20 protein-coding genes are annotated in these 22,429 nt (G+C 38.0%); all 20 read right to left on the bottom strand.

Features of this window, described 5'->3' with window-relative positions; all coding sequences use genetic code 11:
• Window positions 1–15: 15 nt before the first annotated feature.
• On the bottom strand, window positions 16–297 hold the full coding sequence (locus tag BAU28_RS14100; protein ID WP_017151268.1) for a DUF503 domain-containing protein: 282 nt from the start codon (window positions 295–297) through the stop codon (window positions 16–18).
• The gene (gene infB / locus BAU28_RS14095) at window positions 294–2,360 is read right to left on the bottom strand and encodes a translation initiation factor IF-2 (protein ID WP_071718860.1); all 2,067 of its coding nucleotides are present in this window, start codon (window positions 2,358–2,360) and stop codon (window positions 294–296) included. Before infB ends, BAU28_RS14100 begins: the two co-directional genes overlap by 4 nt.
• Window positions 2,361–2,364: 4 nt before the next feature.
• On the bottom strand, window positions 2,365–2,676 hold the full coding sequence (locus BAU28_RS14090) for a YlxQ family RNA-binding protein (protein WP_001286519.1): 312 nt from the start codon (window positions 2,674–2,676) through the stop codon (window positions 2,365–2,367).
• The gene (gene rnpM / locus BAU28_RS14085) at window positions 2,677–2,949 is read right to left on the bottom strand and encodes an RNase P modulator RnpM (RefSeq protein WP_000071123.1); all 273 of its coding nucleotides are present in this window, start codon (window positions 2,947–2,949) and stop codon (window positions 2,677–2,679) included.
• 11 nt (window positions 2,950–2,960) lie between these two features.
• Complete coding sequence (gene nusA, locus BAU28_RS14080; RefSeq protein WP_002173086.1) at window positions 2,961–4,067, bottom strand: transcription termination factor NusA; 1,107 nt, start codon at window positions 4,065–4,067, stop codon at window positions 2,961–2,963.
• Window positions 4,068–4,084: 17 nt separating this feature from the next.
• Entirely contained in the window at window positions 4,085–4,555 is a 471-nt protein-coding gene (gene rimP, locus BAU28_RS14075) for a ribosome maturation factor RimP (protein ID WP_000359095.1), read from the bottom strand.
• A 333-nt stretch (window positions 4,556–4,888) separates the two neighbouring features.
• Window positions 4,889–9,190, bottom strand: a complete 4,302-nt coding sequence (locus tag BAU28_RS14070) for a PolC-type DNA polymerase III (RefSeq protein ID WP_071718859.1) — start codon at window positions 9,188–9,190, stop codon at window positions 4,889–4,891.
• A gap of 124 nt (window positions 9,191–9,314) precedes the next feature.
• The gene (locus BAU28_RS14065; RefSeq protein ID WP_071718858.1) at window positions 9,315–11,015 is read right to left on the bottom strand and encodes a proline--tRNA ligase; all 1,701 of its coding nucleotides are present in this window, start codon (window positions 11,013–11,015) and stop codon (window positions 9,315–9,317) included.
• 109 nt (window positions 11,016–11,124) lie between these two features.
• Complete coding sequence (rseP, locus tag BAU28_RS14060; protein WP_002173089.1) at window positions 11,125–12,381, bottom strand: RIP metalloprotease RseP; 1,257 nt, start codon at window positions 12,379–12,381, stop codon at window positions 11,125–11,127.
• Window positions 12,382–12,398: 17 nt separating this feature from the next.
• Window positions 12,399–13,541: a 1-deoxy-D-xylulose-5-phosphate reductoisomerase gene (gene dxr / locus BAU28_RS14055; protein ID WP_002173090.1), complete on the bottom strand. Its 1,143-nt coding sequence runs from the start codon at window positions 13,539–13,541 to the stop codon at window positions 12,399–12,401.
• 23 nt (window positions 13,542–13,564) lie between these two features.
• The gene (gene cdsA / locus BAU28_RS14050) at window positions 13,565–14,356 is read right to left on the bottom strand and encodes a phosphatidate cytidylyltransferase (RefSeq protein WP_071718857.1); all 792 of its coding nucleotides are present in this window, start codon (window positions 14,354–14,356) and stop codon (window positions 13,565–13,567) included.
• A 17-nt stretch (window positions 14,357–14,373) separates the two neighbouring features.
• Window positions 14,374–15,150, bottom strand: coding sequence for an isoprenyl transferase (gene uppS, locus BAU28_RS14045; RefSeq protein WP_002173092.1), 777 nt, complete (start codon window positions 15,148–15,150; stop codon window positions 14,374–14,376).
• Between the two features lie 85 nt (window positions 15,151–15,235).
• Window positions 15,236–15,793: a ribosome recycling factor gene (gene frr, locus BAU28_RS14040; RefSeq protein WP_000531505.1), complete on the bottom strand. Its 558-nt coding sequence runs from the start codon at window positions 15,791–15,793 to the stop codon at window positions 15,236–15,238.
• A 2-nt stretch (window positions 15,794–15,795) separates the two neighbouring features.
• Window positions 15,796–16,518 carry a UMP kinase gene (gene pyrH, locus BAU28_RS14035; protein WP_002173093.1) on the bottom strand — a complete coding sequence of 241 codons (723 nt, stop codon included), beginning with the start codon at window positions 16,516–16,518 and terminating at the stop codon, window positions 15,796–15,798.
• Window positions 16,519–16,584: 66 nt separating this feature from the next.
• Window positions 16,585–17,472: a translation elongation factor Ts gene (gene tsf / locus BAU28_RS14030; protein WP_001018579.1), complete on the bottom strand. Its 888-nt coding sequence runs from the start codon at window positions 17,470–17,472 to the stop codon at window positions 16,585–16,587.
• A gap of 103 nt (window positions 17,473–17,575) precedes the next feature.
• A complete protein-coding gene (gene rpsB, locus BAU28_RS14025) occupies window positions 17,576–18,277 on the bottom strand; it encodes a 30S ribosomal protein S2 (protein WP_000111485.1) in 702 nt (233 codons plus the stop codon).
• 350 nt (window positions 18,278–18,627) lie between these two features.
• A complete protein-coding gene (codY, locus tag BAU28_RS14020; RefSeq protein ID WP_000421290.1) occupies window positions 18,628–19,407 on the bottom strand; it encodes a GTP-sensing pleiotropic transcriptional regulator CodY in 780 nt (259 codons plus the stop codon).
• Window positions 19,408–19,484: 77 nt separating this feature from the next.
• Complete coding sequence (gene hslU / locus BAU28_RS14015) at window positions 19,485–20,876, bottom strand: ATP-dependent protease ATPase subunit HslU (RefSeq protein WP_002173094.1); 1,392 nt, start codon at window positions 20,874–20,876, stop codon at window positions 19,485–19,487.
• Between the two features lie 22 nt (window positions 20,877–20,898).
• A complete protein-coding gene (gene hslV, locus BAU28_RS14010; RefSeq protein WP_071718856.1) occupies window positions 20,899–21,441 on the bottom strand; it encodes an ATP-dependent protease proteolytic subunit HslV in 543 nt (180 codons plus the stop codon).
• Between the two features lie 42 nt (window positions 21,442–21,483).
• The gene (gene xerC / locus BAU28_RS14005) at window positions 21,484–22,383 is read right to left on the bottom strand and encodes a tyrosine recombinase XerC (protein ID WP_082147959.1); all 900 of its coding nucleotides are present in this window, start codon (window positions 22,381–22,383) and stop codon (window positions 21,484–21,486) included.
• Window positions 22,384–22,429: the final 46 nt, after the last annotated feature.

Genomic DNA, 22,429 nt, shown 5'->3' with positions numbered 1-22,429 from the left:
AATTCTTCACCTCATTCAATACCATTCCAATTGTGTTATCGTACGTTCAATTTCAGGAAATGAATCGATATACTCAAGTACACGATTCATTTCTTTTTCACAGACAACACGATTTGAGGATACGGAAACAATTGCAATTTCTGTACGTTGCCATACATCTTGATGCCCAACTTCAGAAACAGCTACATTATAGCGCTGTTTCACACGAGTTAACACACGTTGCAAAATTGCTCGTTTCTCTTTTAAAGAATGCACATCGTAAATCATACACTCGAATGAGAGTGAAGCGATAATCATCGCTTCACTTCTTCCATAATGTACGCTTCAATGATGTCCCCTTCTTTAAGGTCATTATATCTCTCAATTGTAATACCACACTCATAGTTTTGTGCAACTTCTTTTACGTCGTCTTTGAAACGTTTTAACGTATCAAGTTGTCCTTCGAAAATTACTACGCCATCACGGATAATACGAACGCCACTATCACGTGTAATTTTACCGTCTATTACGTAACAACCTGCGATTGTTCCAACTTTTGTTACTTTGAACGTTTGACGAACTTCCGCTTGACCGATTACTTTTTCTTCGAATTCTGGATCCAGCATACCTTGCATTGCTGATTCGATTTCTTCGATTACTTTATAGATAATACGGTGTAAACGAACATCAACGTTCTCTAATTCAGCTGTACGCTTCGCATTTACATCAGGGCGTACGTTGAATCCAATTATAATTGCATTAGATGCAGAAGCTAAAATAACATCTGATTCTGTAATCGCACCTACGCCTGTATGGATAATTTTCACTTTTACGCCTTCAACATCAATTTTACGAAGTGATGCTGCCATTGCTTCTACAGAACCTTGTACGTCTGCTTTCACAATTAAGTTAATTTCTTTTACATCGCCCTCTTGGATTTGTTGGAATAAATCTTCAAGGCTTAATTTAGATTTCTCACCACGTTGTGCAACTAATGCTTCTTGTGCACGTGATTCACCGATTTGACGAGCTTTCTTCTCATCAGCGAATGCCATGAAACGATCGCCCGCTTGTGGTACTTCATTTAAACCTGTAATTTCAACAGGAGTTGATGGACCGGCAACTTTTACACGACGACCAATATCACTTACCATTGCACGAACACGACCGAATGATGTCCCAACAACGATTGGATCTCCAACTCGAAGTGTACCGTTTTGAACAAGTAATGTCGCGATAGTTCCTTTACCTTTATCAAGCTGCGCTTCAATTACAGTACCAGTTGCATAGCGATTTGGATTTGCTTTATATTCTTCTACTTCACTTACAAGAAGAATCATTTCTAGCAAGTTGTCAATTCCCTCGCCTTGAATTGCAGAAATTGGTACGAAAATTGTGTCTCCGCCCCAAGCTTCTGGAACTAATTCATATTCTGTTAATTCTTGCATTACACGATCAGGATTTGCCGCTGGTTTATCCATTTTATTCACAGCCACAATAATTGGTACTCCAGCTGCTTTCGCATGGCTAATCGCTTCTACTGTTTGTGGCATAACACCGTCATCAGCTGCAACAACCAGAATTGTAATATCCGTTACTTGCGCACCACGAGCACGCATCGTTGTAAATGCCGCGTGACCAGGCGTATCTAAGAATGTAATTTTCTTATCGTTTACTTCAACTTGGTATGCACCAATATGTTGAGTGATCCCGCCAGCTTCGCCAGCAGTTACTTTTGAATTACGAATAGAGTCAAGTAAAGTTGTTTTACCATGGTCAACGTGTCCCATAATTGTAACAACAGCTGGACGTTCTTTTAAGTTTTCTTCATCATCTTGCTCATCGATGAATGTTTCAAATTCAGTTTCACTTACAACTACTTCTTCTTCTACTTCAATACCGTAATCAGTAGCAATTAACTCAATTGTATCTTTATCTAAATCTTGGTTAATTGTTGCCATAATTCCTAGCATGAAGAGCTTTTTAATAATTTCAGATGGCTCTTTGCTTAACTTTTTAGCAAGGTCACCTACTGTAAGGCTTCCAGAGAAAGTAATTTTATCTGGTGTTTCTACTATTTGCGTTTGTTGTCTTCCAGCAAAGTTATCTTGACGTTTGTCTTCATTTCCTTTGCCTTTTTTCTTCTTCTTATTGCTGTTCTTTTTACTGCGAACAACTTTCTCTTCTACTTCAAACTCATCTGCAACAGAAGGTTTTTCCGCTCCAGTGTTATATTGATTATCTAATTTGTTTACTACTTCATCTTCTAACATTGTCATATGATTCGAAACCTCGATATTCATCTCTTTTAGTTTTGTCATAAGATCTTTACTTGAGATATTATTTTTTTTTGCATATTCATGTACTCGAATTTTACTCATACCTTCACCCCCGGTAATTTGTATCGAGCATGCTACGTAGCTTTTTCGCAAAGCCTTCATCTAACACAGCTACAACGACTCGCTCGTCTCTCCCAATCGCATGCCCTAATTGTTGTCGATTTTCGACTTTTCTCATTGGTATGTTGTAGTACGTGGTTTTATCAATGATACGTTTTGTAGTGTTCGCTGACGCATCTTCAGAAAGCAATACAAGCTTTGCTTTGCCACTTCGTACTTCTTTTAAAACGAGTTCTTCACCCGAAATAATTTTTCGAGCGCGGTTTGCTAGTCCTAAAAACGATTTCCAATCGGACACTTATTTCGACTCCTTCTCAACAAGCTCAAGAAGCTCTTCGTACAGAGAACTGTCGATTTTCGCTTTTAGATGATGTTCCAAAATATTTTTCTTTTGGGCTTGAATAATGCATTCTTTATCTTTTGACAAATATGCACCTCGTCCTGATTTTTTTCCTGATAAATCAATAGACACTTCGCCCTCTTTGGAACGAACAATGCGAACGAGCTCTCGTTTTGATTTCATCTCTTGCGTCGCAATACATTTTCGTAACGGAACTTTTCGATTGCTCATACTCATCACCTCTACTCGATTTCGTCTTCAACTGAATCGAATCCGAATGCGATTACGCTATCTTCTTCTGTCACAATACCAAGTTGTTTCGCATCAGACTCACTTTTAATATCAATTTTCCAGCCTGTTAATTTAGCTGCAAGGCGCGCATTTTGTCCACGCTTACCAATTGCTAATGAAAGCTGGTGGTCTGGAACAACAACAGTTGTTGCTTTTTCTTCTTCATCTACAAGTACTTTAACGACTTGTGATGGACTTAAAGCATTCGCAACATATTCAACTGGATCATTTGACCAGCGAACGATGTCAATCTTTTCACCTTTTAGTTCATCCACAACGCGTTGTACACGTTGTCCTTTCGGTCCTACACAAGAACCTACTGGATCAACATCGATATTCTCTGCATATACAGAAATTTTAGAACGGTCGCCTGCTTCACGTGCTACAGAGCGAATTTCTACAGTTCCATCATAAATTTCTGGAACTTCCATTTCGAATAAACGTTTTAAAAGACCAGGATGTGTACGTGATACGTAAATTTGTGGTCCTTTCGTTGTCTTTTCTACTTTTGTAATAAATACGCGAATACGATCATGTGGTTTATATTGCTCATTTGGCATCTGCTCACTTACAGGTAATAAAGCTTCTACTTTCCCTAAACTTACATAGATGAAACGAGCATCTTGACGCTGTACAATACCAACCATAATGTCTTCTTCACGATCACTAAATTCTGAATAAATAACACCACGTTCCGCCTCACGAACTCGTTGTGTTACAACTTGTTTTGCAGTTTGCGCTGCAATACGACCAAAATCTTTTGGCGTTACTTCAATTTCTAGTACGTCGCCATCTTGGTAGTTTGGATTAATTTGTCTCGCCTCTTCTACAGAGATTTCAAGACGTGGATCAAACACATTATCAACAACGTCCTTACGTGCTAAAACTTGAATTGTTCCCACTTCTGGGTTAAAGCTCACACGAACGTTTTGTGCTTGGTTAAAATTGCGTTTATAAGCAGAGATTAATGCTGCTTCAATTGCATCAATAATAATATCTTTACTAATACCTTTTTCTGACTCTAATACGAGCAAAGCATCTAACAACTCAGTGCTCATGAAGATCCCCCTTCTTACTAAAACGTAACAGCAAGTCGCGCATTTGCAACTTTATCCATTGGAATTTGGATTTCTTTTTTACGTGTTTTAATTGTTAATAGTAGTGTAATTGTAGTACCGTCGTAGGAAAGTAGCTTTCCTTCAAACATCTTTTCACCATCAATCGGCTCATATGTTTTAATTGCCACTTGTTTTCCTACCGCTTGCTGGAAGTCTTTCTCTTTCTTTAATGGGCGTTCCGCTCCAGGAGATGATACATCCAAAAAGTAAAGATGAGGAATTGGATCCTCTTTATCTAAAGCTTCGCTTAAACGTTCACTTACCGCACCGCATTCTTCAATGTCGACTCCCTTTTCAGAATCGATGAATACGCGTAAGAACCAGTCTTGTCCTTCTTTCACATACTCTACATCTACAAGTTCAAGATTTAACTCTTCAACGATTGGCTGCGCAAATGCTTCTACAACTTCTGTGACTTTCTTATCCATAAACAGCCTCCTTCCTGCCGCCATGTACCATTTACAAGAAAAGATTCCGTTCATAAAGACGGTATATCTTATTCTTTCTCGTTAGCTAACAAAAGCCCCTGCCGTTAAGCAGGGAATATCTGTCTTAGTATTACCAAATTTAAGAAGTAAAACTTGTAACAAAATATGTATATACGACAGAAATATCTTTACTATCTACAGAAATAAAATGTAGATAGTAACACGAAAGAGTGGGTTTCCCCACTCTCTTTTTCACAAAATATACATGACATGGTTATCTCGGTTTATAGTATACCATAGCAAATGTTGATTTGCAAAGACTTTTCCTACCTATTAGAACAGTGACAATTGGTTTTGATCCGGTAAATCTCCTAGACAACCTTGACTATCTAAATACTCAATAATCGTTTTAGAAACCTTACTACGTTGCTGTAAGTCTTCTTTTGATAAGAAATCACCATTTTTACGAGCTTCAACGATACTGAAAGCTGCGTTTGTACCAAGACCAGGCACTGCATTAAATGGAGGAATTAAAGTATCCCCATCAATAATAAATTCGGTTGCATGCGAGCGGTATAAATCAACCTTTTGGAATGAGTAGCCACGTTCACACATTTCAAGCGTCATTTCTAGTACCGTTAATAAACTCTTCTCTTTCGGTGCTGCATCCAATCCTTTTTGTGCAATTTCATCAATTCTTACACGTATGGATGCTGAACCTTTCGCCATCGCCTCTACATCAAAGTCATCTGCACGAACTGTAAAGTATGCCGCATAGAATAAAAGTGCGAAATGTACCTTAAAGTATGCGATACGTACAGCCATAAGTACGTAAGCAGCCGCATGGGCTTTAGGGAACATGTATTTAATTTTCTTACATGAATCAATATACCAACCTGGTACATTGTTATTTCTCATGTCCTCTTCCCATTCTTCTGGTACACCTTTACCTTTACGCACCGACTCCATGATTTTGAAGGCTAATGATGGATCCAAGCCTTGATAAATTAAATATACCATGATGTCATCACGACAACCGATAACTTCACTCAGTGTACACGTACCGTTATAAATTAATTCGTTCGCATTACCTAGCCATACATCTGTACCATGAGACAGTCCAGAAATTTGGACAAGCTCTGAAAACGTCGTTGGTTTCGTTTCTTCTAACATTTGTCTTACGAATTTCGTACCAAACTCTGGTATACCAAGTGTACCTGTTTTACAGTTAATTTGTTCTTCCGTTACTCCTAAAGATTCTGGACCTGAGAAAATCTTCATTACTTCCGGATCATCCGTTGGAATTGTTTTCGGATCAATACCACTTAAATCTTGAAGCATACGAATAACGGTCGGATCATCGTGTCCTAATATATCAAGCTTCAATAAATTATCATGAATGGAATGGAAGTCAAAGTGCGTTGTTCTCCACTCAGCCCCTATTGAATCAGCGGGAAACTGAATTGGCGAAAAGTCGAAAATATCCATGTAGTCTGGCACAACGATAATACCACCTGGATGCTGTCCGGTTGTACGCTTTACTCCCGTACATCCCGCTACTAAGCGATCGATCTCTGCATTTCGAATTGTTAAGTTATGATCATTAGCATAACCTTTTACATACCCATAAGCGGTTTTTTCTGCAACCGTACCAATTGTTCCAGCACGGTATACGTAATCCTCACCGAACAGTACTTTCGTATAGTTATGGGCACGCGGTTGGTATTCTCCGGAGAAGTTCAAATCGATATCGGGCACCTTATCTCCTTTAAATCCAAGGAACGTTTCGAACGGAATATCATGTCCATCTTTCACGTATGAAACATTACATGTTGGACATTCTTTATCTGGCAAGTCAAAACCAGAACCTACAGAACCGTCATTAAAGAATTCTGATTGTTTACACTTTGGACATACATAGTGCGGTGGTAATGGGTTTACTTCTGTAATTTCCATCATCGTTGCAACAAATGATGACCCTACCGATCCACGCGAACCTACTAGATAGCCGTCTACTAACGATTTTTTCACAAGCTTATGCGAAATTAAATAAATAACGGCGAATCCATGTCCAATAATACTTTTCAATTCTTTTTCCAAACGAGCTTCTACAATTTCCGGTAGTTCTTCACCATAAATACTGCGTGCCATTTTATAACTCATATCACGGGTTTCATCATCAGCACCTTCAATTTTCGGTGTGTATAAATCATCTTTTACTGGATGAACATCACCAATTAATGATGCAATCTTTTGTGTATTTGTTACAACAATTTCTTTCGCTGTATCTTCACCTAAGAATGAAAAACAATCTAGCATTTCATCTGTTGTACGGAAATGTACAGGCGGTAATGAATGGCGATTTAACGGATTTGCTCCGCCCTGTGAACTTACTAAAATTTTACGATACATCGCATCTTCTGGATCTAAATAATGCACATTCCCCGTAGCAACAACTGGTTTATCTAACGTCTCACCTAGTTTTACTAAGTTAGAAATAATTGTTTTTAATTGTCCTTCATCTCGAACAAGTTCACGTTCTACTAAATGACGTAACACCTCTGGAGGCATAACCTCAATATAGTCATAGAACTGTGCAATTTCTTCTACCTCTTCAGGTGCTTTTTGCATCATCGCTTCAAACACTTCACCTTTATCACAAGCCGTGCCTACTAATATACCTTCGCGATATTTTTTTAATAATGATCGTGGTACACGTGGTACACGGTAAAAGTAATTCAGATGAGAATAGGAAACAAGTTTATATAAATTTTTCAATCCAACGTCTGATGTGGCAAGTAATGTCATATGACTTGGACGCCCACGTTTATATGCATCCCCTTGCCCCATACTATCGTTTAGTTGATCGTGATATTCGAATCCCTTTTCAATCACATCTTTCAACATTTTCACAAGTAAATATCCCGTTGCTTCTGTATCATAAATCGCACGGTGATGTTGCGTTAATTCGATATCAAGCTTTTTACACATCGTATTTAACCGATGATTTTTCATTTCCGGGAATAAGAACCGTGCAAGTTCTAACGTATCAATAACTGGATTTTTCGTTTTTTCTAGCCCGGCCTTTTTAAAGCCGACATTAATGAATCCCATATCGAAGCTTGCGTTATGAGCAACAAGTGTATGGTCACCCATCCATTCCTCAAACTTCTTAAACACTTCGGCCACTTCTGGTGCATCAGTTAACATATCATCAGTAATACCTGTTAATTCAATAATCGTCGCCGATAATGGTTGATGGGGATTTGCGAAAGATTCAAAGCGATCAATAATTTCGCCACCTTTTACCTTTACAGCAGCTAACTCAATGACTGTGTCATATACAGCAGATAATCCTGTTGTCTCAACATCAAAGACAACATATGTTTCTTCTGCCAGTAGACGATGTGCTTCGTTATAAGCGATCGGTACACCATCATTAACTAAATTTGCTTCTACACCGTATAGAACTTTAACTCCAGCCTTTTTACCAGCAGAATATGCTTCTGGGAATGACTGCGCAACAGCATGGTCTGTAACTGCAATAGCCTCATGCCCCCATTTACCTGCTTGAGCAACAAGCCTAGAAACAGGAGTAACAGCATCCATTTGGCTCATTGGAGTATGAAGGTGAAGCTCTACACGTTTTTCGCCTTCTGGCGCTTTATCTTTACGAGACGGCCCTGTTATTTCATTAATATCATTTGCAATCATTACTAAATCTCGAACGAATGTATCATTTTGAACAGAACCACGTGCTTTCACCCACATTCCTTTTTTCAAGGATTGTAGCATTGGAATATCTTCTTTATCACGAGAGAACATTTTGATCATAATAGAATCCGTATAATCTGTTATTTTTAAGGTTAATAACGTACGACCACTACGAAGCTCTTTTGTTTCTACATGGAAGACATACCCTTGAACCGTTTTTCTTCTTTCTTCATCTTGAATTTCTCGCATCGGTGTAATCTCTTCATCTGGCTTAATAAGATACCCGAGTACAATCGGTCCTTCATGCACAACACTGCTTTCTTCAGCCTGCTTCTTCGCCATTTCTTCCATAGCTTGTATAACACGTTGACGGTCTTCTTGCTGAGTTTGCTCACGAAACTTTTGCATCTCTTCTGCATTTTGCTTTATATGTGTGTCTAACTGAAAACGTGGGAATCCAAAAGCTTCGTATTGATCACCTACTGTTTTCGCAACGTTTTTCTTTAAGGCTGTAGATTCCAGTTCATTATTCACATTTAATAGTAACTTCACGCCATTGACCTGCGGAAGTTGCTTCTTTAAGTATGCGAACATAGGTGAAAATGTAATTCGTTCCGTACAAAGCGGCCAATACGCTTTAACTTCTTCTTCTGTAAATTGTTTATTCTCTGTTTCTAATGCAAATGTTGTTCTTGCAATATGAGAAAATGATTGCTTAAGCTTTGTTTCTAGCAATTCATATAATTCTGTCGGCAAAATACGTGGCACTTGTAAGTCAAAATGCCAACTTTTATTCGCTTTATCAATAACTAGCTTTTCAATACCACCGCCATGTAAATATTGATTTATAAGGTCTTCTGGTATTTGCAACTGCTGGAGCAAAATTTGAAATCGCTCTTGTTGTTCATTTGTTAATGACATAAGCACTCTCCTTCCATTTGCTATTATAAATTGAAACGTACTACAAAGAAAGATTTCTACCTTCTTCTTTTACAAAATACGTTTACAAAGAAAGAGAAGGTACCTCATTACGAGGTACCCCTTCTTATTTTAAAATATTTGCAATATATGTTTGAAGTTCTTCTACTTTCACTTCTTCAGACTCGCCTGTAGCACGTACTTTCACTTCTACAATACCTTCATCTGCTTTTTTACCAACTGTAACGCGGACTGGAAGGCCGAATAAATCTGCATCTGCAAATTTAACACCTGCACGTTCTGCACGATCATCTAGTAATACTTCGTATCCTTGCTCTTGTAATGAGTTGTAGATGTTTTCACCCATTTCGCGTTGTGCATCAGATTTCATATTTACTGGAATTACATGCACATGGAACGGTGCAACAGCTTTTGGCCAAACTAGACCGTTCTCATCATTAAACTGCTCTGCAATTGCTGCCACTGTACGAGATACACCAATACCGTAACAACCCATAATAAGTGGTTTTGTTTTTCCGTTTTCATCTAGGAATGTTGCGTTCATCGCTTCACTATAACGAGTTCCTAATTTGAATACATGACCAACTTCAATGCCACGCGCGAAAAGAATTGTTCCGTTTCCATCTGGAGATTGATCTCCTTCTTGGATGAAACGTAAATCTGTATATTGACTTACTTTAAAGTCACGTTCTGGATTTACATTTACATAATGGAACCCTTCTTCGTTCGCTCCTGAACATCCGTTTACAATTGATGCTACAGCATGGTCAGCAATAATTTCTACATCGCCTGTCACACCAATCGGTCCTAATGAACCAACTTCACAATTTAATAATTCTTTTACTTCTTCATGAGAAGCAAGTTCAACAACTGAAGCGCCGTATACATTTTTCACTTTTACATCGTTTACTTCATGATCACCACGAACAAGTACAACTACTAATTTCTCGTCTACTTTAAATACCATAGACTTAATGCACTTTTCCGCTTCAATGTTTAAGAATGCAGATACTTCTTCAATTGCTTTTTGATCTGGTGTTGCTACTTTTTCAAGTGCCTTTTCTGCTTCGTCACTCTTCGTATACGTAGCTACAACAGGAGCCATTTCAATGTTCGCTGCATAATTAGATGTATCAGAGTATGCAATTGTATCTTCACCAACATCTGATAATACCATAAATTCATGTGTATCTTTTCCGCCCATTGCTCCAGAATCAGCAATAACCGCACGGAAATTCAAGCCACAACGAGCAAAGATGTTAGAGTATGCTTTATATAAGCGATCATACACTTCATCTAAACTCTCTTGCGTAGCGTGGAAAGAATATGCATCTTTCATTAAAAACTCTCTTCCGCGTAATAAACCGAAACGAGGTCTTTGTTCGTCACGGAACTTTGTTTGAATTTGATATAGTGTTAACGGTAATTTTTTATATGATTTTACTTCATCACGTACAAGATCAGTAATTACTTCTTCATGTGTCGCCCCTAATGCAAATTCACGAGCGTTACGATCTTTCATACGCATTAATTCAGATCCGTAAGAATACCAACGGCCTGATTCTTGCCATAATTCTGCAGCTTGCATAGCTGGCATTAATAATTCTACAGCTCCTGCGCGCTCCATTTCTTCACGAACAATACGTTCTACTTTGTGTAATACTTTTAGACCAAATGGTAGAAAACTATAAATACCTGAAGCATTTTGACGCATAAACCCTGCGCGAAGTAATAATTGATGACTCTTAATTTCAGCATCGGCTGGAACTTCACGTAATGTAGGACTGAATACCATACTTTGTTTCATTGATTCGCACCTCTTCATTTTACTCTTACACGCAGTAAAACCCCTCACCTCGAGTTAGGTGAGGGATTTTATTCTACGAGCTTTATTTCATTATAAACTTCATCTTATTTTACAAGAAAAACTTACGGATGTCATTCCATGTTACAACTAACATAAGCAACATTAATAATGCAAAACCAATAAAGTGAACCATTCCTTCTTTTTGACGATCAATCGGTTTGCCTCTTAACGCTTCAATTAAGAAGAAGAACAAACGTCCACCGTCTAAAGCTGGGACTGGTAATAAATTAAATAAACCAAGGTTAATACTTAAAACTGCTGCTAAACTTAGTACACGCGTAAATCCATACTCTACAACTTGATCTGTTAGATTATAAATTCCTACTGGACCTGACAACTCATTAATAGAAAATTGACCCGTTACTAATTTCACAAGAGAATCAAAAATTAGTTTCGTCCATTGGTACGTTTGTTCAAATCCTGATTTGATAGAACCCATCACTGTTTTCTCTACAGGAGAGTAAACACCAATTCTACCAACTTCTTCTTTTCCTTCTTTATCAACCGTTGGTGTTACTTTTACATTAAATTGCTCACTATCACGCTTTACTTGTAACGTAATTTCTTTATTTGGGTTTTCACGAACAATTGATACAACATCTTTCCATGTACTAGTGTTCTTCCCATTAATCGCTTGAATTGTATCATTTTCTTTTAATCCAGCTTGTTCTGCAGCACTATTCTCCATTACTTTTCCGACCATCGGTTTGTCAACAGGAACTCCTTGTACAAATCCAAGAATCACAAAAATAACAAATGCTAGAATAAAGTTCATTGCAGGACCTGCAAAAATTGTTAGAGCACGTTGGCCCAACTTTTTAGAGCCAAATTGTCTATTATACGGAGCGATTTGGATTTCTTCTCCCGCAGAAATGATACGAGCTTTTTCATTCACTCGGAATGTTTGCTGCTCTTCCTCGTACTCTTCATATCCCGAAATTGTAAGATTGTGTTCTAAATCAGCTTGTTCGACTTCAATGACACGAACATTTGGATATTTTTCATGTCCGTCAAAAACTAATTTCACAACTTCGTCTTTTTCATTTAATACAAGGCCAACCTTTTTCCCGGGCTTTAACTCAACTGTATCCGCATCCTCGCCAGCCATTCTTACATAGCCACCAAGGGGCAGTAATCGAATCGTATACACCGTTTCATTCTTCTCAAATGAGAATATTTTCGGACCAAAACCAATCGCAAACTCGCGGCACAAAATACCTGCTCTTTTTGCGAAATATAGATGCCCTAGCTCATGGAAAAATACGAGTGCACCGAAAATTAATATAAAGGCAATCGCTGTATTCAATTCCATAACCACCTTTGCTAAATTTGTTCCATCACAAACCGTCTTGTGGCTGCATCAATTTCCTGAATTTCCTCTAAGCTCGGACGCGCAATGACATTGTGATGGTGCATTGCTTTTTCAATGAGGTCTTCAACCGTTAAGAAACCAATTCTCTTTTGTAAAAAAGCTTCAACAGCTACTTCATTTGCCGCATTCATTACAGCTGGCATACTTCCACCTGTTTTTCCAGCTTCATACGCGAAACGTAGACAACGGAAACGTTCTTGATTCATTTTCTCAAAATGCAATGTTCCCATTTCCCATAAATTTAACTGTTTCGTGTCTGAAAGAGGTAATCTATCAGGATATGTAAGCGCGTATTGAATTGGTACTCGCATATCAGGTGAGCCAAGCTGCGCCATTACACTACGATCTTCAAATTCAACCATAGAATGAATAATACTTTCTTTATGTAGAACAACATCGATTTGCTCATAAGGGATACCAAAAAGCCAGTGTGCTTCAATTACTTCTAGCCCCTTATTCATCATTGTAGCAGAATCAATTGTAATTTTCGAACCCATTGACCAGTTTGGATGACGAAGCGCATCTTCTACGGTCACATGATGCAATTCATCTCTCGTTTTATCACGAAAACTTCCGCCTGAAGCAGTGATAATTAGTCGAGAGATCCTTTTTTCATTTTCACCATTCAAGCATTGAAAAATAGCTGAATGTTCACTATCTACCGGAAGTAACGAAACGTTATGTTTTCGTGCTGCTTCCATTACAAGATGCCCTGCAGTTACTAAAGTTTCTTTGTTTGCAATTCCAATTGTTTTTTTTGCCTCAATTGCGCGGAGTGTCGGTAACAACCCTACGCTACCTACTACAGCATTCACTACAATTTCTGTATCTGGGTGTAACGCTACTTCTAATAAGCCTTCGCTACCATATACGACTTTTGTATTACCAGAAACAGCTTGTAATTTTAAAACATCTTCCTCTCTTTGCACAGAGACAATTTGCGGAGAAAATTCTTGAATTACCTTTACTGCGTAGTCAACATTTTTCCCTACAGAAAAAGCAACGAGACGGAATTGGTCTGGGTGCGAGCGTAACACATCTAATGTTTGTGTACCGATTGATCCGCTTGCACCTAATAAACTAATGTTTTTCATGACTCCAACCCCTCGTTCATTTATTAATTATATTGTAATAAGAAGTATAGAATTGGTAACACAAATAACCAACTATCTGTTCGATCTAATATACCACCATGCCCAGGTAAAATTGTACCTGAATCCTTTACACCATAATGGCGTTTAAATGCAGATTGCACTAAATCACCAATTTGTCCAAAAATAGAAATGATAATCGTCAGAACGATTAAAACTCCTACATTCGCTTCAACTGGGAAGAACATGTTGTAAACAAGTGCAACAACAACTCCGCAAACAATACCGCCTAATGAACCTTCAATCGTTTTATTCGGACTAATTTCTGGCCACAATTTTCTTTTTCCAAATGCTTTTCCTATGAAATATGCACCTGAATCAGTTGCCCAAATGACAAATAGTGCACAGAACACATATTTGATTCCCAATATTCTCGTTTCATTTAAATATAAGAATCCCATTCCAACATATGTCGTTGCCATAAGTAAAAATGAAGCATTGTCAAAAGTAAATGTATTCTTAGAAAGGACTGTATATGATAAAAGTAATAAAACAATCACAAATGTGATTTCTAATTTACCTAATCCAATCCATGTAAACAGCTCTGATGCACTACTTGGAATTAAAATAACCCACAATAATACTGCAGCTAAAACTGTCGGTACCGAAATAAGCGTAAGCTTGTTCATACGAATTAATTCATATAAACCTATAGAAGCAAGTGCATACACTAAAACTGTAAAAGGCACACCACCGTAAATTACGATGGGAATGAATAGCGCGGCAGCAATCACTCCAGTAATAATTCTCTGTTTCACTACCAAACCCTCTCTTTCTACACGCCTCCGAATCTGCGCCCTCTATGCTGAAAGTCTGTAATCGCATTTAGCAAATGTTCCTCCGTAAAATCTGGCCAATACACATCTGTAAACCAAAATTCTGAATAAGCAATTTGCCATAACATGAAATTACTAATACGTAGTTCTCCGCTTGTACGGATTAACAACTCTGGATCAGGTAAAGAACTCGTCATTAAGTAAGAAGAAATTATTTCTTCATTTATTTCTTCAGTACGAATTTTTCCTTCCTCACTATCTTTCATCATATGTTGCACAGCAGAAACGATTTCATCTCGACTTCCATAGTTTAACGCGAAATTAAGAATTAATCCCGTATTCTCTTTCGTATCTTCCATGGCTTTTTCCATCGCTCTGCGCGTATGCGTAGGGAGACGATCTTTTTGCCCTATTACTCGGACTTGTACGTTTTCTTCAATCAATTCTGGTAAAAATGTACCTAGAAATTCTTCTGGAAGTTTCATCAAATAATCAACTTCCTTTTTCGGTCTTTTCCAGTTCTCAGTCGAAAAAGCATAAAGAGTTAATACTTTCACACCAAGTTTACTTGCAAATTTTGTAATTTTCTTCACAACTTGCATGCCTTCATGATGTCCAGCAATGCGAGGCATCGCTCTTCTCTTCGCCCATCTTCCATTACCATCCATAATAATAGCAATATGTTCTGGGATATATCCTTTTTTCACTTCTTCAATGAGATGATCAAACGATGTGACCTTTTTAGCTTTAAAAAAAGGAAACTTTTTAAACATCATTCATACCCTCCAACAAGCAGACGTATGCCTAAAAGTGTAAAAAGACCCCCTTAAGAAGAGGGTCATATTTGCGAAGTTATCGCTATTACACTTCCATGATTTCTTTTTCTTTGTTTTTTGCGATTTCGTCAACTTTTGCAATATATTTATCTGTTTCTTTTTGGATATCTTCAGTATATCCTCTTAAATCGTCTTCTGTAATTTCGCCAGCTTTTTCAAGCTTCTTAAGATCGTCATTACCATCACGACGTACGTTACGAACAGCAACTTTTGCTTCTTCAGCATATTTTTTCACAACTTTTACAAGATCACGACGACGCTCTTCTGTTAATGCAGGGAATGCAATACGAATTACAGTTCCATCATTAGAAGGGTTTAAGCCTAAATCTGCTTTTAAAATTGCTTTTTCAATATCACCGATAGAAGTTTTATCATAAGGTTGAATTACAAGTAAACGCGCTTCTGGAACTGTAATGTTCGCTAATTGCACAACTGGTGTTGGTGCACCATAGTAATCAACTTGTACCTTATCTAATACAGACGAGCTTGCACGACCAGCGCGAACTGTTGCTAATTCACGAGAATAAGCAGCAACTGCTTTTTCCATTTTTTCATTTGAAGACTTCAATACTTGTTGTCCCATATTTATTTCCCCCTTACAACTGTTCCAATATTTTCGCCTAAAACGGCACGTTTAATATTACCTTTTTCCATAACCGAGAATACAATTAATGGAATATCATTATCCATACATAAAGAAGAAGCTGTAGAATCCATTACACCTAAACCTTCTTTTAATACATCTAAGTAAGTAAGTGTTTCGTATTTCGTAGCTGTTGGGTCAATAGATGGATCTGCACTATATACGCCATCTACATTGTTTTTCGCCATTAAAATAACGTCCGCTTCGATTTCCGCTGCACGTAATGCTGCTGTTGTATCTGTAGAGAAGTATGGGTTACCAGTACCTGCTGCAAAGATAACAACACGTTTTTTCTCTAAGTGACGGATTGCTTTACGACGAATGTAAGGCTCTGCCACTTGACGCATCTCAATTGAAGTTTGTACGCGAGTTTGAATTCCAATGTTCTCCAAGCTATCTTGAAGAGCTAATGAATTCATAACTGTTGCTAACATGCCCATGTAATCTGCTCCTGCACGATCCATGCCCATTTCACTTCCAATTTTCCCACGCCAAATGTTACCGCCACCAACAACAACAGCAACCTCTACATCAAGTTCTGCAATTTCTTTCACTTGTTCCGCAACTGACTTAATAACAGCCGGGTTAATTCCAAATCCTTGCTCGCCAGCTAAAGCTTCTCCGCTCAGCTTTAAAACGACACGATTATATTTCGGTGTACTCATAATGAACCTCCAATTGCTTACATCTTTATTTTAAAAAAGGGAACACAATGTGTTCCCTAATCTGTATTAGTTGTTACCTTTTACTTGGTTCATTACTTCTTCAGCAAAGTTGTCTTCGCGTTTTTCGATACCTTCACCAACAGCGTAGCGAACGAATCCTTTTAATGTTCCGCCTTTAGACTCAACGAATTGACGAACTTTCATATCAGGGTTTTTAACGAATGCTTGGTCAAGTAAGCAAATCTCTTCAAAGAATTTGCCAAGACGGCCTTCTACCATTTTTGCAACGATTTTTTCAGGCTTGCCTTCGTTTAAAGCTTGTTGTGTTAATACTTGACGCTCATGCTCAACTTCTTCAGCTGTTACAGCATCGCGGTCGATGTATTTAGGGTTAACTGCTGCAATGTGCATTGCTACATCTTTAGCAGCTGCTTCGTCAGTAGAACCTTCAAGAACTGTTAATACACCAATGCGTCCACCCATGTGTAGGTAAGCACCGAATGCATCTGCATCAGTTTTTGATACGATTTCGAAACGACGAAGTGTAAGTTTTTCACCAATTTTAGCGATTGCTTCATTGATGTGCTCTTCTACTGTTTTGCCACCTTCAATTGTTTGAGCCATAGCTTCTTCAACGTTAGCTGGTTTGTTAGCTAATAAGTGAGCAGCTAATTCTTTAATTAAAGCTTGGAAACCTTCGTTTTTCGCAACGAAATCAGTTTCAGAGTTTAATTCTAAGATTAAACCGTCGTTACCGTTTGTTTCGATGAAAGTTAAACCTTCAGCAGCGATGCGGTCTGCTTTTTTAGCAGCTTTCGCAATACCTTTTTCACGTAAGAAGTCAATTGCTTTCTCCATGTCGCCGTTAGTTTCTGTTAAAGCTTTTTTGCAGTCCATCATACCTGCGCCAGTTTTTTCACGAAGTTCTTTTACCATTTGTGCAGTGATTGCCATATTTTTCATCCTCCTAAAATATGTATTTATACCTTTTATAAAGGTGTTTATACCTTAAAAAAGGTGATAAAAGGCCGAACCCCTTATCACCTTTCCAAATTTGTTACGCAGTAACAGTTTCTTCACCTTGTTTTGCTTCAAGGATCGCGTCTGCCATTTTAGATGTAAGAAGTTTTACAGCACGAATTGCATCATCGTTTGCTGGGATAACGTGATCGATTTCGTCTGGATCACAGTTTGTATCAACGATACCGATGATTGGAATGTGTAATTTGCGTGCTTCAGCAACTGCAATACGCTCTTTACGAGGGTCTACTACGAATAATGCACTTGGAAGACCTTTCATATCTTTAATACCGCCTAAGAATTTCTCAAGACGCTCTAACTCTTTTTTAAGTTGAACAACTTCTTTCTTAGGAAGTACTTCGAAAGTACCATCTTCTTGCATTCTTTCGATGTCTTTAAGACGCTTGATACGCTTTTGGATTGTTTGGAAGTTTGTTAAAGTTCCACCTAACCAACGTTGGTTAACGAAGTACATACCAGCACGAGTTGCTTCTTCTTTAATAGCTTCTTGTGCTTGTTTTTTAGTACCTACGAATAAAATGTCTCCACCTTCAGCAGCGATGTCACGCATCGTTCTGTAAGCTTCCTCAACTTTTTTCACAGTTTTTTGTAAGTCGATGATGTAGATACCGTTACGCTCTGTGAAAATGTAACGCTTCATTTTTGGGTTCCAACGACGAGTTTGATGTCCGAAATGAACACCAGCTTCAAGCAATTGCTTCATAGAAATTACTGACATAATTTAGTTCCTCCTAAATGGTTTTTGATATCCTCCGTTTACTTCATCTCTAAGCGAAACTACGAACGTAGCACCAACACTTAAATCAGTAAACGTGTGTACTTTGTACTGACACCACTGCTTACTATATCATACTGAAATATTACAATCAAGTCGAAAATGCGAACAATGTAAAACTTTCTTTTTTTCACGCTCAAATTCTAGTATTACCAACCTTCAATTCCTTTAAGCAAGGAATTGAAGGTTAATTAATAGTTTTCTAATGCACGTTGTCATGACGCCTTACGTAAGCAAAATCATTCTCTTAAAAAACAAAAAACTCTCCTCAACCGAGGAGAGTTTTTTATAAATTAGTTTGTTTTTAATTTAGCAAGTTCCTGTAGAAACTTGTCGTTTAGCACTTTAATGTATGTTCCTTTCATACCTAAAGAGCGAGACTCAATAACACCAGCACTTTCTAATTTACGTAGTGCATTTACGATTACAGAACGAGTAATTCCTACGCGATCAGCAATTTTACTTGCAACAAGTAAACCTTCTGTTCCATTTAATTCTTCGAAGATATGCTCGATTGCTTCTAACTCACTGTAAGATAATGAGCTAATCGCCATTTGAACAACAGCTTTACTACGTGCTTCCTCTTCGATTTCCTCTGCTTTTTCACGTAAGATTTCCATACCTACAACAGTTGAGCTGTATTCAGCAAGAATCAAATCATCGTCTAAGAACTCTTGACCCAGACGAGCTAAGACTAGTGTACCTAGGCGCTCACCGCCACCAACGATTGGTACGATTGTAGTTAAACCTTGACCGAATAATTCTCTATTTTCTACTGGGAATGCTGTGTAAGCACTGTTCACATCTAAGTTAGAAGATGTTTCTGTAATGTTGAATAAGCTTTGTGTGTACTCTTCTGGGAATTGACGCTCTGCAAGCATTTGCTTCATGCGTTCGTTCTCGATTTGTTGGTGAATCGCATATCCTAATAATTTACCGCGACGACTTACAACGAACACGTTCGCTTCAATTACTTCACACATTGTGTCAGACATCTCTCTAAAGTTTACAGGCTTTCCTGCTGCGCTCTGTAATAACGCATTTAATTTTCTCGTTTTTGCTAATAATTCCATTTCAAAAGTTCCTCCTACATGTTACTTACATATTTTTTCATCACTTGGAAACTAGGGCGAGTCACCTGATGACACTATTACAAAATAAACTGGCTCACATCTTTATTTTTAGCAATTGTCGCTAATTTTTCCTCAACATATTGAGGTGTTATCGTTATTTTCTCTAACGTAATTTCAGATGCTTCAAACGATAAATCTTCAAGGAGCTTCTCCATAATAGTATGGAGTCTTCTCGCTCCAATATTATCTGTATCCTGATTAACTTGATAAGCAATCTCAGCAATCTTACGAATAGCTTCGTCTGAAAATTCAATTTCTATACCTTCAGTCGCTAATAATGCCATATATTGTTTAATTAACGCATTGTCAGGTTCGATTAATATTTTAACAAAATCATCTACTGATAATTTTGTTAACTCTACTCGAATCGGAAATCTCCCTTGCAATTCCGGAATTAAATCCGACGGTTTAGACATATGGAACGCTCCAGCTGCAACAAATAAAATATAATCCGTTTTTACTGATCCGTATTTTGTTGCAACATTCGATCCTTCTACAATCGGTAAAATGTCACGTTGCACACCTTCACGCGATACATCTACGCTATTCGACTGCTTACCAGCAATTTTGTCAATTTCATCGATAAAAATAATCCCGAGCTGTTCAGCACGATAAACAGCCTCTTGTGTAACTTCATCCATATCAATTAAGCGCTGTGCCTCTTCATTTGTCAAGAGTTTTCTTGCTTCTTTTACAGAAAGTTTACGTTTTTTCGTTTTTTTCGGCATGATACTTCCTAGTGCATCTTGGAAATTCATTCCCATTTGCTCCATGCCAGTTCCTTGCAACATATCAAACATAGAAGACTGTTGTTCCGTCACTTCGATCGATACCACTTCATCTTCAAGAAGGCCTGCCGCAAGCTTTCTTTCCACATCTTGACGTTTCTTTTCGATTTCAACATCTTCCTGTGCATCAGATGTTTGGTTTGAATTTTGAGTACCACCAAAAAGCATTTCTAATGGATTTTTAAATCCAGATTGTTTCTCCGGACTCGGCACTAAAATTTCAACAAGACGTTGATTCGCTTGCTCTTCCGCTTTATCTTGAACTTTAACTACCATTTCCTCTTTCACGATACGAACGGATGTTTCAACAAGATCGCGGACCATCGACTCTACATCTCGACCCACATATCCAACTTCTGTAAATTTCGTCGCTTCAACCTTAATAAAAGGTGCTCCAACGAGTTTCGCCATTCGCCGTGCTACCTCTGTTTTACCAACACCTGTCGGTCCAATCATTAAAATGTTTTTAGGTGCAATTTCATCACGTAAATTTTCAGCTAATTTACTGCGACGGTATCGATTTCGTAGAGCTACAGCAACCGCTTTCTTTGCATCTTTTTGACCGATGATGTATTGATCTAATTTTTCCACAATTTGACGCGGAGTAAAATGTAAATGCATATAAAATGCCTCCCTTACGATTCTACAATTCTTCAACAACTATGTTGTGGTTCGTATAAACACAAATATCGCCTGCAATTTCTAAACTGGCATTCGCAATTTGTTTCGCTGTTAAATGTTCACTTGCATGTTGCTTTAAAGCACGACCAGCAGCAAGTGCATAATGTCCACCTGAACCAATTGCTAAAATACCATCATCTGGTTCAATTACTTCTCCTGTACCTGAAACAAGGAGCATCGTTGTTTTATCCATGACAATGAGCATTGCTTCTAGCTGACGTAACATTTTATCACCACGCCATTGTTTCGCCATCTCAACTGCAGCGCGCTGCAAGTTGCCATTATACTCTTCTAATTTTCCTTCAAACATTTCAAAAAGAGTAAATGCATCAGCAACTGAGCCTGCAAAACCAGCTAAAACTTTCCCTTGGAAAAGTTTGCGAACTTTGCGAGCTGTATGTTTCATTACAACAGCATTCCCCATCGTTACCTGACCATCTCCAGCCATTGCACATTCTCCATTATGATGAACTGCAAATATCGTTGTAGCGTGGAAATTTCCCATAGAAAAAACTCCTTTATATGTTTTTATAGCTTTAAAAGCAATTTATGCCCGCGGGTGATGCTTCATGTACACAGAACGCAATCTTTCTTTAGAGACATGCGTATAAATTTGTGTCGTCGACAAATTCTCATGACCTAATAGCTCCTGCACAGTACGTAAATCCGCTCCTTCATCCAACATATGTGTAGCAAATGTATGCCTTAACATATGGGGATTTATCCGCATTGTAAGTGAAGCCTTCTTAATGAGTTCGTTCAAAACATAACGTACACCCTGATCTGTTAACGGCTTACCTTTCGCATTTAAAAATACCATATGAGATTGTTCTTCAGTCTTTTGAGCTAACTGTTTTCTCCCGTTCTCTATATAAGTAATTAAAGCATCTTGTGCATAGCTTCCGAACGGAATATATCTTTGTTTTTTCCCTTTTCCCATCACTAAAATTGTTCCCACTGCAAAGTCAATGTCGGTAAGTTGCAAATTAACGCATTCGCTTACACGAATCCCAGTTGCATACATTAACTCTAATAAAGCTTGATTCCTTTGACCTAATGGCGTCTCTGTATCAGAAACTTCAAACAATTCCTCTAACTCTTCAGCATATAAAAACTTTGGGATTGACAATTCTTTCTTGGGGAGTGACGCAAGTGCAAACGGATTATCTTTTTGATAACCTTCACGCATCAAAAAACGATATAAACTTCTTAAGCTTGATACTTTCCTTGCGACAGATTTACGGGCTAACTTTTCATCGTGCAACGTCGTCAAGTATAAACGAACATCCGCGTATGTAACATCTAAAAAAGAGGATATGCCTTCTCGCTCCATAAATTGCACAAAATGTTCTAAATCATTTTGATAACTTGCAATTGTATATTTTGAATAATTTCTTTCAATTTGTAAATATCCAACGAATAATTGTAACAATTTCTTCACATTCACATCCATATAACTCACCTCAATAAAGGCTACTAAATCGTATCACAAC

Source organism: Bacillus paramycoides (assembly GCF_001884235.1).
Taxonomy (GTDB): Bacteria; Bacillota; Bacilli; order Bacillales; family Bacillaceae_G; genus Bacillus_A; species Bacillus_A paramycoides.
Note: the sequence above shows the minus strand (reverse complement) of the source record. Positions and strands in the feature narration are given on the sequence as shown.

Coding starts and splice junctions, on each gene's coding strand:
- BAU28_RS14065 (WP_071718858.1), bottom strand. CDS start 11,015: ATGAAACAAAGTATGGTATTCAGTCCTACATTACGTGAAGTTCCAGCC.
- pyrH (WP_002173093.1), bottom strand. CDS start 16,518: ATGAGTACACCGAAATATAATCGTGTCGTTTTAAAGCTGAGCGGAGAA.
- dxr (WP_002173090.1), bottom strand. CDS start 13,541: ATGAAAAACATTAGTTTATTAGGTGCAAGCGGATCAATCGGTACACAA.
- rpsB (WP_000111485.1), bottom strand. CDS start 18,277: ATGTCAGTAATTTCTATGAAGCAATTGCTTGAAGCTGGTGTTCATTTC.
- BAU28_RS14100 (WP_017151268.1), bottom strand. CDS start 297: ATGATTATCGCTTCACTCTCATTCGAGTGTATGATTTACGATGTGCAT.
- frr (WP_000531505.1), bottom strand. CDS start 15,793: ATGGGACAACAAGTATTGAAGTCTTCAAATGAAAAAATGGAAAAAGCA.
- codY (WP_000421290.1), bottom strand. CDS start 19,407: ATGGAATTATTAGCAAAAACGAGAAAATTAAATGCGTTATTACAGAGC.
- nusA (WP_002173086.1), bottom strand. CDS start 4,067: ATGAGCACTGAGTTGTTAGATGCTTTGCTCGTATTAGAGTCAGAAAAA.
- rnpM (WP_000071123.1), bottom strand. CDS start 2,949: ATGAGCAATCGAAAAGTTCCGTTACGAAAATGTATTGCGACGCAAGAG.
- uppS (WP_002173092.1), bottom strand. CDS start 15,150: ATGATGTTTAAAAAGTTTCCTTTTTTTAAAGCTAAAAAGGTCACATCG.
- tsf (WP_001018579.1), bottom strand. CDS start 17,472: ATGGCAATCACTGCACAAATGGTAAAAGAACTTCGTGAAAAAACTGGC.
- infB (WP_071718860.1), bottom strand. CDS start 2,360: ATGAGTAAAATTCGAGTACATGAATATGCAAAAAAAAATAATATCTCA.
- BAU28_RS14070 (WP_071718859.1), bottom strand. CDS start 9,190: ATGTCATTAACAAATGAACAACAAGAGCGATTTCAAATTTTGCTCCAG.
- hslV (WP_071718856.1), bottom strand. CDS start 21,441: ATGGGAAATTTCCACGCTACAACGATATTTGCAGTTCATCATAATGGA.
- hslU (WP_002173094.1), bottom strand. CDS start 20,876: ATGCATTTACATTTTACTCCGCGTCAAATTGTGGAAAAATTAGATCAA.
- rimP (WP_000359095.1), bottom strand. CDS start 4,555: ATGGATAAGAAAGTCACAGAAGTTGTAGAAGCATTTGCGCAGCCAATC.